16 protein-coding genes are annotated in these 12,605 nt (G+C 67.6%); 11 read left to right on the forward strand and 5 right to left on the reverse strand.

Features of this window, described 5'->3' with window-relative positions; genetic code table 11:
* Positions 1-661: ParB/RepB/Spo0J family partition protein (locus ACFSZT_RS28140; RefSeq protein WP_377478460.1), on the forward strand; the 661-nt coding region annotated here is incomplete at its 5' end.
* A gap of 1,393 nt (positions 662-2,054) precedes the next feature.
* On the opposite strand, the gene dnaB is transcribed toward ACFSZT_RS28140, so the two are convergent.
* The 5 genes from dnaB to ACFSZT_RS28165 all read right to left on the reverse strand — a co-directional run bounded on the left by dnaB (position 2,055) and on the right by ACFSZT_RS28165 (position 7,696).
* Positions 2,055-3,470, reverse strand: coding sequence for a replicative DNA helicase (gene dnaB / locus ACFSZT_RS28145; RefSeq protein ID WP_377385369.1), 1,416 nt, complete (start codon positions 3,468-3,470; stop codon positions 2,055-2,057).
* Between the two features lie 102 nt (positions 3,471-3,572).
* A complete protein-coding gene (locus tag ACFSZT_RS28150) occupies positions 3,573-4,859 on the reverse strand; it encodes a hypothetical protein (protein ID WP_377478462.1) in 1,287 nt (428 codons plus the stop codon).
* Positions 4,856-5,761: a GIY-YIG nuclease family protein gene (locus ACFSZT_RS28155; protein WP_377385363.1), complete on the reverse strand. Its 906-nt coding sequence runs from the start codon at positions 5,759-5,761 to the stop codon at positions 4,856-4,858. Before ACFSZT_RS28155 ends, ACFSZT_RS28150 begins: the two co-directional genes overlap by 4 nt.
* Before the next feature lie 427 nt (positions 5,762-6,188).
* A complete protein-coding gene (locus ACFSZT_RS28160) occupies positions 6,189-6,944 on the reverse strand; it encodes a GNAT family N-acetyltransferase (RefSeq protein ID WP_377478464.1) in 756 nt (251 codons plus the stop codon).
* Positions 6,941-7,696 (reverse strand): GntR family transcriptional regulator, encoded by a 756-nt coding sequence (locus ACFSZT_RS28165; protein ID WP_377385357.1) that lies wholly within the window; start codon positions 7,694-7,696, stop codon positions 6,941-6,943. The genes ACFSZT_RS28160 and ACFSZT_RS28165 overlap by 4 nt, the downstream gene beginning before the upstream one ends.
* Before the next feature lie 73 nt (positions 7,697-7,769).
* Here ACFSZT_RS28165 and ACFSZT_RS28170 point away from each other — a divergent pair, with 73 nt between their 5' ends.
* From ACFSZT_RS28170 to ACFSZT_RS28215, 10 genes are all read left to right on the forward strand, one after another.
* On the forward strand, positions 7,770-7,946 hold the full coding sequence (locus ACFSZT_RS28170) for a hypothetical protein (protein ID WP_377385354.1): 177 nt from the start codon (positions 7,770-7,772) through the stop codon (positions 7,944-7,946).
* Between the two features lie 331 nt (positions 7,947-8,277).
* Complete coding sequence (locus ACFSZT_RS28175; RefSeq protein ID WP_377478470.1) at positions 8,278-8,499, forward strand: WhiB family transcriptional regulator; 222 nt, start codon at positions 8,278-8,280, stop codon at positions 8,497-8,499.
* Positions 8,496-8,771, forward strand: a complete 276-nt coding sequence (locus tag ACFSZT_RS28180; RefSeq protein ID WP_377385348.1) for a hypothetical protein — start codon at positions 8,496-8,498, stop codon at positions 8,769-8,771. The genes ACFSZT_RS28175 and ACFSZT_RS28180 overlap by 4 nt, the downstream gene beginning before the upstream one ends.
* A 5-nt stretch (positions 8,772-8,776) precedes the next feature.
* Positions 8,777-9,046 carry a hypothetical protein gene (locus tag ACFSZT_RS28185; RefSeq protein WP_377385346.1) on the forward strand — a complete coding sequence of 90 codons (270 nt, stop codon included), beginning with the start codon at positions 8,777-8,779 and terminating at the stop codon, positions 9,044-9,046.
* Entirely contained in the window at positions 9,043-9,294 is a 252-nt protein-coding gene (locus ACFSZT_RS28190; RefSeq protein WP_377385343.1) for a hypothetical protein, read from the forward strand. Before ACFSZT_RS28185 ends, ACFSZT_RS28190 begins: the two co-directional genes overlap by 4 nt.
* Before the next feature lie 305 nt (positions 9,295-9,599).
* Positions 9,600-9,977 carry a hypothetical protein gene (locus tag ACFSZT_RS28195; RefSeq protein WP_377385340.1) on the forward strand — a complete coding sequence of 126 codons (378 nt, stop codon included), beginning with the start codon at positions 9,600-9,602 and terminating at the stop codon, positions 9,975-9,977.
* A gap of 21 nt (positions 9,978-9,998) precedes the next feature.
* Complete coding sequence (locus ACFSZT_RS28200; RefSeq protein WP_377385337.1) at positions 9,999-11,147, forward strand: hypothetical protein; 1,149 nt, start codon at positions 9,999-10,001, stop codon at positions 11,145-11,147.
* 138 nt (positions 11,148-11,285) lie between these two features.
* On the forward strand, positions 11,286-11,615 hold the full coding sequence (locus ACFSZT_RS28205; protein WP_377385334.1) for a hypothetical protein: 330 nt from the start codon (positions 11,286-11,288) through the stop codon (positions 11,613-11,615).
* 38 nt (positions 11,616-11,653) lie between these two features.
* Complete coding sequence (locus ACFSZT_RS28210) at positions 11,654-12,121, forward strand: hypothetical protein (RefSeq protein ID WP_377385331.1); 468 nt, start codon at positions 11,654-11,656, stop codon at positions 12,119-12,121.
* A 19-nt stretch (positions 12,122-12,140) separates the two neighbouring features.
* Positions 12,141-12,599 (forward strand): hypothetical protein, encoded by a 459-nt coding sequence (locus tag ACFSZT_RS28215; protein ID WP_377385328.1) that lies wholly within the window; start codon positions 12,141-12,143, stop codon positions 12,597-12,599.
* The last annotated feature ends 6 nt before the right edge of the window (positions 12,600-12,605 follow it).

Consider the following 12,605-nt stretch of genomic DNA (forward strand, 5'->3'; position numbering starts at 1 on the left):
CCTGACGCACTACCCCGACCACGAACAGGACGTCGGCGCGTGCGACTGGGTGGTGCTCAACGGCAACCGCCGGCTGGCGGCCGCGCGAAAGGCCGGACTCGATGAGGTGCCGGTGCATGTGCTCGACCGGCTCGGCCGGGACGACTACCTCGACGAGTCGGTGCTGATCGAGAACATCCACCGCGAAGCCCTCCCGCCTCTCCGGGAGGCCCAGGCCCTCCAGCTGCTGACGGAGCGGCACGGCTCCCAGCGCACCGTGGCGAAGCGCATCGGCAAGACCCAGGGCTACGTGTCGCAACGGCTGGCGCTGCTGAAGCTTGCCCCTGAGCTCGGGGACGCATTGACGGCGGGCCAGCTGCGGGTGGAGGACGCGCGGCGGGTGGCGAAGCTGCCGCACGACGCGCAGCGCACCGAGTGGCAGCGGATCCAAGCGGGTGATTACGCCGTAATCACCCCCGACCAGGACGACGGGAGCGGGCCCGAGCCGGCGTCGAGTGATTACGCCGTAATCACCCCGAGCGAGAAGCCGCGCCGCACTCGGGACAAGGTGCCCACGATGGCGGTTCAGACCCCGGAGCAAGTCGCAGCGGCGCTACGTAAGCACTTCGACGCGAGTGAGCTAGCGACCCTGGTGCGATTGCTCAGCGAGGCCGCCGGCTGAGCACCGGCCACCCGGCAGATGTTTTCAGGTGGACGGTCCACCGAGGTGTGCACCGGGCGTCCACTGGAGAGGTGCGAGTGGACAGCTGACTGCCTCGATTGAACGCTGGGGTGTACACCTCGCCCGTCCACCGGGTGTACCACCTGGTGGACAAGTGGGCGCCGTTTCCGCTGGTCACGCCAGGTGTACACCTGGACAAGGTGTACACCTGGCGTGTCCACCTGGACGCTGCTGCGGTGTACATCTCCGGGCGGTGGACTCTGTACCTCTGGTGCGGCGGGTGGACACCACTGGCCGCCTGGACGTGTACACCTGACCGTCCACCTGGAGCTTCGTGTTCTCCCTCGGCGGGGTCGGTGGACATCGGTCATGGTGACACCGGGACGGCCACCTCGGGGCCACCATGAGGTGTCTCGTGAGGCCGCCGCCAAATGCTGTGGACGTCGTGTCTGCGGCCGCCTCCACCGCGGCCGCAGACACGTGCCCCACTCCAGGGCCAGATGGAGAGAAATCCGGAAAGCCATCCGGCGCCTGTGAGAGGGGCTGTCCCCGGCCGGAACCGGTGCCGACGACTGGGCTCCCGCGGACGAGCAGAGGGCAGAGTCGGCGGCCCCTCACACGGTCCCCCTCTGCAACCTCGCACCAGCGTTTCCGCAGGTCAGGACTGGTTGCACCCAGGTTGCGTCGGTTGGTTGCGTCGTGGTTGCATCACCACCAGCCCACAAGCCGCTGACCAGGCACAACGCGATTCCCTCGCGCGTGCGCGCGCGTACGCGACGCGCGTCGCGCCGCTTAGACCCCGCCTCCTAGCCCGCAATCCCACTCGCGCCCGCGCAGGTTGCGTTGCGATGGGCATGCCGGCCTGCCCATCGGGTTCTCCACAGCCGACTCGTATAAATCGTTATACGAGTCGGCTGTGGAGTGAACCAGGTGACTCGCCCGCCAGCCTGATGGTGTCCGGCGCGGGCCCAGGTGCCGGGCCGCCGTTCGACAACACGGAGGCAAGGGGCGACTGCCGGGACTAGCCGGTTCCGGATTTCGTGCCGCTGAGATTGTCTGAGCTGGGCTAAGCGGGTGCCGCCCGGCCTTGTTGTCAGGTGATGGATGTTCGTGCGGCTGCGGAGCGATCAGGCAGCAATTCGGCGGCGTGATGATCGATTGCCCCGGCCGGTCTGGACCTTCGTTCGGTCCAGGCCTCCCCAACACTCACCGAGATCCGAGATCAGGCCCTGAGATCGTCTCTGCGGACTTGAAACGCCTTGCGAGGAGGGGAAGGCGGCGCGAGCCGTGCTGGGCCGCACACGGCCATGTCAGCGGGTCGTTTGGACGATTTTTGTCGATCATGGTCACGACACCTCGCGTTCCGGCGCGCTCGTCGACGGGCTCACGGCGGTCACGCGATGGCGAGGTCGGAGAAGCGGCAGTAGTGCAGCTGATGCGCGATGGTGATCGTGCAGGTCGGTCCGCCGCGGTTCTTGGCCAGGATCAAGTCCACCTCGCCGGCGCGTGCATCGTCCCGTTGCTGGGAGTCCGGGCGGTGCAGCAGCATCACAATGTCGGAGTCTTGTTCGATCGCGCCGGATTCGCGCATGTCGGCCAGCATCGGGCGTTTGTCCGCCCGCTGCTCGGACGCGCGGTTGAGCTGGCTCAGCATCAGCACCGGTACCTCGAGTTCCTTGGCGAGCAGCTTCATCTGCCGTGACAGCTCCGACACTTCTTGCTGCCGATTCTCGTTACGGGTGGTCGGCGTCATCAGCTGCAGATAGTCGACGATCACAAGAGCCAGCCCTTGCTTGCGCTTGATCTGTCGGGCGCGGGCCCTGATCTGGGCCGGCGTGGCGCTGGTGTCGTCGTCGATGACCAGGTTCCCGCGGTAGGGGTGCAGGTCGTCCAGTCGGCGTTCGATGCGCGCACGGTCGTCAGCGGACAGGCGACCGCGGTGGCCGTAGTCGGCGAACCGGACACGGGACTCGGCGCAGATGATCCTGTCCCACAACTCGCCGGCCGACATCTCCAGGCTGAAGAGAGCGACGGTTTCGTGCTGCTTGAAGGCTGTGTGCCGGGCGAAATCCAGCGCGGCCGTCGACTTCCCAACGCCTGGGCGTGCGGCGACTGTGACCAGCTGGCCCGGTTTGAGCCCCCCAAGGACCTCGGTCAGATCCAGGTACGGCGTAGGCAGGCCCGGATCTACGCGGCCGGCCTGGACGTCGTCGAGGTGGGCAAGCCGGTCGGCCACGAGATCATCGAAGGTGACCATGCCGCTGGTGGTGGCACCACGCCGGTCACTGACCTCGTCCAGCCGGCCTTGCAGTCGGGTGAGCAGCTCGTCGACGTCGCCGTCGACACGAGCGGCGTTGACCGCCATCTGCGTGGCGTGGGTGCCGATCTCGACCAGCTGGCGCAGGTCGGCCTTCTCCCGCACGATCTGCGCGTAGTACCCGGCGTTGGCGGCCGTGGGCACCACGGTGATCAGGGTGTGCAGATACGGCGCCCCACCCACTCTGGCCAGCTCACCACGATGCTGCAGCTCTGCTGACACGGTGATCGCGTCTGCCGGCTCGCCTCGGCTGTAGAGGTCGAGCGCCGCGCTGAACACCGCGGCGTGAGCTGGCCGGTAAAAGTCCCGGGCAGTGAGCTGTTCGCTGACCTCGGCAATCGCATCCGGCGACAGGAGCATCGCCCCGAGCACGGACTGCTCGGCCTGGATGTCCTGCGGGGGCTGATGGTCGTCGTGCTGGCCGGCGGAAGCCAGGATGGGCGTTGACATGAAGCCTGTCCCTTCGTGTCGTGACCCGGTCCGGGCTGCCACCCCGGACCGGGCATGTTCGTCGCTGAGCGGACCTGTGACTCAGCCACCAAGCAGGGACAAACCCCCTGCCTGACGGCGGTCAGACGCCACACCGGCGCGCGATCATGCCGCTGGGCAAGTGCGGTGCTGGGTGCACCCGCACAACTCCGGCACACCGGCCACGTCCCGCACGATCGACCCGCCACGGCGCCGCTTCACCCGGGCCTCAGCCGGGTCTCCCTCGGCAGCCCCGCACAACTCGCAGGCGGGCAACACCGGTTCAGGGGACGTTTCGGCAGCCGAGGACTCCGATTCCCCGACCGGCAGAGTCAACTGCTCCTCTGCCAAGTCCGCAGGCAGGTGCTCATCAAGCTTCGTCGTGAACGCGTTCACCAGGAACGTCGCCGGGTTCTTGCCGGCCTTCGCCAGCGCACGACACCCGACCTCAGCCGCCTCATCCAACGAGACACCGTGCTCAGCCATAGCGTTGGTGATCGCGGCGGCCACCCGCCGCAACTCCAGCCGGGACGGCAGCCGCTTGCCGGTGCGTTCCGACCACGCACGCCACGGCAACCGCCGCGCCAGCTCAACAGCCTCGCTACTCACCGAAGCCTCCCCGCCCGTGGCGGGCGGCTCCGCCGCACCGCCCGGCACGGGCTCGATCTCTCCTCTCCTCTCCTCGACGGAGGAGAGGAGAGATCGATCTGATCCCCCCGCGCGCGAGAAAACCCTCTGTGGGGGGTATTGCCTCTGACCTGGGGTTTCACGGGCTTTACCCTCTGCGGGGGGTAGAACCCCCTCGGGCTTTACCCTCTGTGGGGGGTATTGCCTCTGACCTGGGGTTTCACGGGCTTTACCCTCTGCGGGGGGTAGAACCCCCTCGGGCTTTACCCTCTGTGGGGGGTATTGCCTCTGACCTGGGGTTTCACGGGCTTCAGCCCAGATGGGTCCCCAGGCCTCGGGATCGGCGTACGCTGCAGCAAGCTCGCCGGTGTGCGTCGGTCCGCGGTAGCTCTCCGGCGGGTCGAGCCTGACGGTGAAGCTGTCTCGGCTGCGCCCGCCGCCTTTGTCGTGGCTGTAGTGGCGATACACCGTCAGGAACCCGATGCGCTGGAGCCATTGGATGATCCAAGCCGCCTTGTCGTAGCGGCTGTAGCCAGCCCAATGTGCGATCGCCGAGCGAGTGACGGTGATGTGTGCATCGCCATGCGCGTTCGCCGTGCTAGCCAGGAGCTGGTAAACGACAGGCCAGACCTTTTCCGGGCTGGGGTGCGGCTTACCGTTCGGCTGGCGAGGCGGATCGAGCAGCAGGCAGGCCGGAATCCAGGTATCAATCTGGACACCTCGTGGCGTGTTCTCCAGCTTGACCTCGATGCCCTCGGCATGTGTCGTGCCGCCGGTGTGGGTCACTTTGCCACCTCCACGGCACCGAGTCGAAGGGCTTCGGCACGGATCGTGCTCACCGGGTCTGTTTTGGCGCTGAACTTGAACCACTCGCCGTGTGTTCGTTGCCGCGCGAACTCAATGTGTAGCTGTTGCTCGATGTCTCGGCTTCCCTGCGCGAACCACCGGACTCGAAGCGGTGCAGGGCTCGTCGTCTGGAGTGATTTCAGCCGTTGGGAGAGATCGGTGGTTATTCCGATCTTCACGTGAGGACTGTTGTCTTCACCGATGACGTAGATGTATGTGTCCGGCCTCTGCGTCGTCCGTGCTTCTCGCAGCAGCTCTTCCCGTCGCTGCTCTGCCTGCTGCTCGAGGTTTGCACAGACCTCGCAGAACAGGAGAACCGGCAACCCTCGATCCCGTGCCTCTAGCGCGCTGTACAGGTCGCTCGGGCTGAGTGGTCCGCGATAACCGGTCGGTTCCTCTTGGTTCACGAACCATGAGTCATTGCTGCGGGCGAGGAATCCGATCTGCTGCAGATAGTCGAGCAGCCAGTCCAGATCTTTCACCGCGACGCCGGAGACCTGCGACAGTCGACTCCGGTCAATCGTCCCGAGTTCGAGAAAGGTCTGGGCTGCGGGCAAGATCGCGTTGGCCAATGTTGGCGGGACCAGCGAGCCATCGCGTCGCCTCGGTGGCATCAGTCGAACACAGGCGGTGACCCAGAACGGCACCCCGAACATCGGTGGCGGACTGAGACGTCGATGCCACGTCCTGTCGTCGGAGTGCTCGTGCTTGCCCCACCGCGGCAGCAGACCGAGGTGGGTGGCTGCGGCGAGGCCGACTGTGAACTGATCCTGCTCATCGACCCTGTCGAGCGAGTGAAGGTCCTGGTCAAAGGGAGGTTCGTTGTTGAGCGGAGTGCTCACCGATTCGTGCCTTTCGCAGATCGGTGCGGTGTCCCTGCCCTGATGACCCGGTGATGTACGCCGCCGAAACCGACGCTTCGCCGGTGGCATGTTGTACGATAAGACCAGGCGCGGCGGGGACAGCCGCAGTCTTGGAACGACGAACCCCTCGCATGACCGGCCAAAGTCTTGAGCGGGGGGTCGTCGCATATCTGGACCCCTTTTCGTGGGCTCGGCATTCGTAGCTGCAGGTGCTACCTGCCTGCCGCCCACGTGGCTGAGCTACCTCATGCAGCGGTCTCCCCCTCCCGCGCTCGCTTCTCGCGGAGTGCCTGCTCGGCTTCAGCCCACAGGTCGTACGGGACAACCGCGGCGTAGGTACGGTCGTGGAACGTAAGCCCGACTACTTTGCCGCTTCGGACTGCCTTAGTCACGATTCGTGGCGTCTTCACGAACTCACGGGAACCGATGGTTTCCACGTGCGCACGCTCCTCAGTCGTCCAGTGGTGACGGCGATCATCGTAGGTAAGAGTTCGAACTTCGTCCCGCATTTGCTCCCGGTGTGTTGGGCGCTCAACTGGCGAACAACGCTGGCCCGTATCGCCCCTCTTCTCCGGGTTCCTCTGCCAGCCTGGGGAGTACTTGCCCCCCCAGCGGGCCGAACTTCTAGGCCTGCGGGAGGGGTGTTTATCACTGGTGGCACTACTCGACGGCTGAACAACGCGCCGGAGTAGCGATGCGGCAACTCGACCGTTCGGATATGGCGCCAACCTTGACGAACGTAGTAGGCGTGCAGGTCAGTGGCTGTACGCCAAACGTCCATCCGGACTTCGTGGCGTCCTGTCGCGGCCGCGTGGTACAGACTGAAGTCGAGCAGGAGGCGTCCAAGGTTTTGGCCGCGACATTGCACCGAGGTGGCGAGTTTAGCCAGGTAGAGCGCGGGTTGTTGGCGTTCCGCAGTGGTCCAGAACTCCGGGTCCCCTTCGGTGCTCATCGTGATCGTGCCGACCGGCTCATTCGTACTGCCGTCGCGCATCAGCCACGTCTCGCGCCGCGCAATGCTCGCTTTCATCTCCGGGCGCCATCGGCTGTAGGTCGACCACTGGTCACTCCCACGGTTGCGCAGCCACTCCACGCGGTCGTGCAGGAGTCGCATGACCGCGTCGAGGTCGAGCTCACCCGCGTTCCAAATGGTGTAGCTCATTTTTCGACCTCGTAGGTGAGCTCCCAGCGATCGGAGGGGAAAGAGGACGCCATGAAGCGAACCGGGCGTCCATCCGCCGCGTAGCTGATGCGCTCGTGGCGGATGACGTCGAGGCCATGGGAGATTCCTAGCTCGCCGATCTCCCGGGCGTGAGGTCGACGGGAACGGATCACGTCGCGGTGCTTGACCATCTCCATGCCCATCTCGCGAAGGACGTGTCGCCCTCCTCGGGCGATGTTGTCGGGCTTGGCCAGTTCGGTGCCCTTCACCAGCTCGTAGGGGAAGTAGCTATCAGCGATGCAGTAGGGGGTGCCGTCGATGGTCCGGACACGGAGTCGCACGAGTGACAGCTCGCCGTCTGCTAGCTGGAGCGCCTTCGCGACATCGGGTCCAGGGGCCACGGTCTCAACCCGGATGTGTTGGTAAGGCCTGCCGCCCTGGGAGCGGACCGCGTCCTCGAATGCGTCCCGGCCACGGTCATCGGCCTCGAGCACGTACATCGGCAGTTCGTAGCGCGGCAGACGATAGACGTGGGTCCCTCGTCGAGTGGCGGCCTCGAGGTAGCCGGCCTGGTGCAGGAGACCAAGCGCATCCCGAATGACGGTCTTTGAGACGCCGTACTGCTCGGCCAGTTCTTCTCTTGTGGGCAGCGGGTCTCCGTGCTTCAGCTGCCCGGAGTCGATTCGTTCGGACCACTCCGCCGCGATGCGCACATAGGCGGGCACCCCGGTGGCGGCGGTGGGTGTCGTCATCGTCCGTCGTCCTCCTTGCGCCGTGTGTGACCAGCGCATTCCCAATTTGATGTGTCGAACATACCCAAAACTCTTGCGCTCCACCACGGGTGGACCCTATGGTCACATTCGACACATCGAAAACGTCGAACGTGTCAATCAACTGAACACCGACAAGGGCCAGCCGCCTAAGTGGGCGGGCGAGGTGAACGGGATGACCAGCTCATTCGGGCTGGGCAGCGGCAAGGAGATGGCCGTGGAGATGCCCTGAAGCAGAGCAGCAGCGGCTGGTGCCACCACATATCGCAACAACTGGCGCACTCGGTGTGCGCCGGTCACTGCCACACCGGCCCGTCAGGCCACGGGTGTGGCGGTGGCCGAGGGACACCGAGCCCGAGATACGCCGCTGCCCCCGCCGACGCGACCAAACCTCAGCGGGGGCAGCGCAACCACGACACAACCGCGAAAGGAGTCGTGTGCATGGACACGATAACCGTCGACCACGAGAGGTTCCTGGACGCGCTGACCGCCGATGTCGAGCCGTGGCCGGACGCCACGATGATCGACGGCCTGCTCGGGGGTGGCGCGCTGTGACGTGGCGAGTGCAAGCGGCCTGCCGCACCGCGAACGCCGAGCTGTGGTTCCCGCTGGAGGGTTCAGCCGAGGAAGCCGTTGCTAAGCGCGTGTGCTCCGGCTGTCCGGTGCGGGAGGCGTGTCTCGACGACGCCCTCGCTGCAGGTATCGACTTTGGTGTTTGGGGCGGGCTGACCGGCGCGGAACGTCGGCAGCTGCGGCGGCAGGACACGGTGGTGGTGCCGGCATGACCACCGCTACCGCCCCGTGGACGGCAGACACGCTGCTCGCGGCCGCTGTCGACCGGAGCCGCGACCGGATCACCGTCCGCAACGGCGGCATCCGGATCGACGGCCGCCCCGCCACCGAGAGCGAGCTCCGATTGCTTGCCGAGCTGGCCCACAGCGGCCTGATCGACCTCAACACCTTGGACGCGCCTGATGGCGGGCGTTGTTGCTGGCCTACCCGAGCAGGGCAGCAGCAGGCGCGCCGCTGGCGCCACTACATCGGAACGGCCAGGTGAGTCCCGTGATCACGCAACTTCCTGTTTTCGACCGGATCGTCATTCAACCTTCCGAAGCACCCGCTAGCGAACTGCCCGAGCCCGAGCCCACGGTCGCGGATCTGCTGGTGATCGAGACGGGCGACGACGACACCGTCGAGACCCGGATTGAGGCCGCGCTCCGGCTGGCGGCACACGAACAGACCCACCGCGAGCTCATGGCGCTGCGTCGTCACCACGCCATCGCAGCGGAACCGGATGAGGAATCCACAACGGAGTGGAGGACCGCGGCATGACCCCCGCCGTCGACACCGACCCCGAGTCCTCTTCTCTCGAGCCAGGTCGGCTGGCCGAGGAGGACCTGTACCTCGGCGAGATCGGCGAAGGCCGGTTGGCCGCGACCTTGCTGCTGCTGTTGGTCGCCGGGCTCGCGGTGATCGTGGCCGTGTTCTCCCCGGTCGGGCCAGTCACGTGGATGGCGACCACGCTGGGGCTGCTGTTCGGCGCACTCGCCGCGCATGCGCTCCGGGGAGGCGACCGCTGATGCTCTGCGACTGTGCCACCAAAGCCGGCGCTTGACGCGCGCGGCTTCCCGTGATCGTCGGCGGGCCGGGTGATCGCGCCCGTCCCCGGGCGTGCCTGTCCCCGCCGCCCGGCCCGCCGACACCCATCCCGGTGGACGGGGAGACCGGGCCGACTGCGACGAGGTGCGTCGCGGTCTGACCGACCTGGCTCCAGCGCCGGGGCAGCCCCTGGGCCCTCGTGTGTTTCCAGACCGTTGGGTCCGGTGTCTGCCCAGGTCCAGCTGGAACCACCCATCCCGCTTCGACTGTCCTGGGAGGACTCGTCATGTCTACAACCGCTATCGCATCCGATCCGGAGCGTGTGCTTGCCGAGCTCGCTGCCAAGGAGCATCAGCTCCGCGGCCGACTGGTTGACACGACGCTTCCATCACTGCGGTCTTTGATCGCCCGTGATCTCGCCACGGTTGCGCACCAGCAGGCCGATGTGCTTGAGGCTCGGCCGGATCACAAGCCGGGCCGCCACTGGGAGCCGGTGCGGCGGCGCCGGCAGGCGGCGATCTTCTCCGCGCTGTCGGAGATCGAGGAGCTGCGGACGCTGCGGCCTGGCCTTCCGGACGCCTCGCTGCTGCTGGACAACCTCGCCGACCCGGACCCCACCGTGCTGTCCGCGCTCGTACGGCTCTACGCCGCCGCAGCCCGGTAACCGAGAAAGGACGAACACGCGATGGTCAACGGCCACAGCCACACCACGGCGAGCGGCCTGATCGTTCCGGACACGGCCCGCGTTCTCCGCCTCGACGTCCCCGCACCACGGGACATCGTGGACCGCGCACCGCCGCTGCAGCCGACGGCATTCGCGCCGACGCCTATGCCGAACCCCGGCCCGTCGCAGGTGCAGGAGCCGCCGGCCACCACGAAGTCGAGGGCGAAGGCCACGACCACGGAACCCAAACCCGCGACCGGGGTTGTGGGGCCGACGGTCCGGGGCGCGATCGCCTCCTGGATTCAGGCTCGCGCCGACGCCCGCGCAGCCGCACCGCGTCGCCGCCGCAGGCGCGAGGAGGACACCGGCCAGGGCGAGGACGAGACCGTCACCACCGGCGTGTTCGCCACGGTCGCGGCGATTACCGTCACCGTCGCCGGGCTGGCGTTCGCGCTGTCGTTCGACATGATGCGCACCGCCGCCCTGCACTACGGCTGGTCCGGGGCGATGGCGAACCTGTTCCCGCTCATCATCGACGTCGGCGCGATCGGCGGCACGTTCCTCGGTTCGATCTCCGCCAACCGCGTGTACCGGCGGATCGGGCACCAGGTGCTGGTGCTGACGCTGGCCGCGTCGGTGCTGTTCAACGTCGTCGGTCACGACCTCAAGGGTGACCTCGGGCACGGGCAGCCGATGCCCGGCGACCACCACGGGGTGCTGCCGGCGCATTGGAGTTGGACCAGCATCGCGGCCGCGATCCTTGTGCCCGTCTTGCTGGCCGCGTTCGTGCATGCGTTCGCCCGCGCACTGCGGACCTGGCTGGGGCAGCGGCGGGCTGAGCAGGCCGCCCGCGAGGCCGCCGAGCGGGCCGAGGCCGAGCAGGAACGAGCCCGGATCGAGGCGGAACGCCAGCACGCGGCCGAGCAGCAACGTGCCCAGGCCGAGGCCCAGCGTCAGCCGACCCAAGCCCGGGCGCCTGAGCAGCCCACGCGCACAGCCCGGTCCCGGCCGCGTGCGACGAAACAGATCGCGGTGCAGCTCGGACTCCAGCACCACGTTTCCGAACCGCGAGCCCTGGCCGACCTCCTCGATCGTGAGGGCTACGAGCTGCCGGCATCCCGTACCTCGCTGAGCTTGTGGTGTCGGGAGATCAGGGCGGCCGGCACCTGATCGGCGTCGGCCTCACAGACGTCGGTGGGGCGAGGAGCGAGGCCGCGGCCGCCTTCCCTCAGCGGCCGGCCCCTGACAACCCCCTCGGGTTCCCGCCCCACCGACTCCCACCCGCACGACTTGTAGGAGGCAGTACACGTGGCTGGACATCACCGCACCGTCGCCACCGGCAAGGCCCGGCGCACCGGATCCGGGTTCGGCCGTGTCCGGCAGATCCGTGAGCACCTGCCGCCCGGCGAGGCCGCCACGAACCGGCGCCGCAAGCTCCGCGCTGCCGCCCGCGCGATCGCGAACCAGCGGATCAACGTCGCCCGTGACCCGCTGGTGCAGCTGGAGGCGGCCCGTGACTACGTGCGTTCGGCGGCCGCCAAGTACCAGCACGACACCGCCCTCCAGCAGGCCGTGGACGCCCTGCTCGCGATCGGCGACCAGATCTACCGCGACGGCACCCAGCGCCGCCGCGGCTGACCACACCAACCCCACACCACGAAAGGAGCGGCCGACCGATGGCTGCTTTGCCAGAACACACACCGTCGGCGGCCGCGGCCGCCCCCACCACCGAGGAGCAGCAACGGCACCTGCACGCCGTCCCGGCCACACCGGACACCACCGCTGCCACGGAGGGGGCCGGCGGTGATCGGGCGGCGTGGATCAGCTGGCTCGCCGAGGCCGCCACGCCGCAGTCCGGGCTCTACACCGACCGGCCGCTGTCGCTGGCCGAGGAGTGGCGACGGGCCCGTGATGGCGCCCAGCTCGCCGAGCGTGGCCCATTGCGGACCGCCGAATCCGCCTACGGCGTGGTCGCCGTCGCCAACAAGGCCGCCGTCCGCACCTGGGAATGGGTCGTCGACCACCCGGCGCGGCTGGCCGGTGTGACCGCACTGCTCGCGCTCGCCGCCGCGTTCCCCGGCACCCGGCCCCTGCTCGCCGCGCTGCTCTATCCGTTCGCCTGGGCGCACGCCGCCCTCGACTGACACCAAGGGAGACACACCGATGTCGTGGATTCTGTGGCTCTCCGGGATCTTCTTTCTGGTCCTGCGCCGCATCCTGATGAGGAAGGACTTCAAGTTCGCCTGGATCCTGCACTACGCCCTGCTGATCCTCGGGATCTGGGCGCTGGCCTACGCCCCGATCCCGTTCTTGTCGGAGGCGTGGAACACGCCCGGCGAGATCGCCGCGAACATCTTCGAACTGGTCGTGAACTGGGTGATCGGCCTGTTCGGCGGCAGCGCCGGCGCCTCCTATGTGGCGGCGGTGATTCTCGTGCTGATGCTGGTCGGCACCGTGATCGACCTCTGGGACAAGAAGCCGAACGCGGTGGCCAAGACCACGGTGTATGTGGCGCCGGCGCTGGTGCTGGTCACCGGCGGCGTGGTCGCCTCCACTCTCGGCGAAGCGATCGCCTGGGTCGGCTACGCCGCGCCGAACATCGTCATGACCCTCACCAGCTGACAGGAG

The sequence above is a fragment of the Prauserella oleivorans genome (assembly GCF_042685745.1).
Taxonomy (GTDB): domain Bacteria; phylum Actinomycetota; class Actinomycetes; order Mycobacteriales; family Pseudonocardiaceae; genus Prauserella_A; species Prauserella_A oleivorans.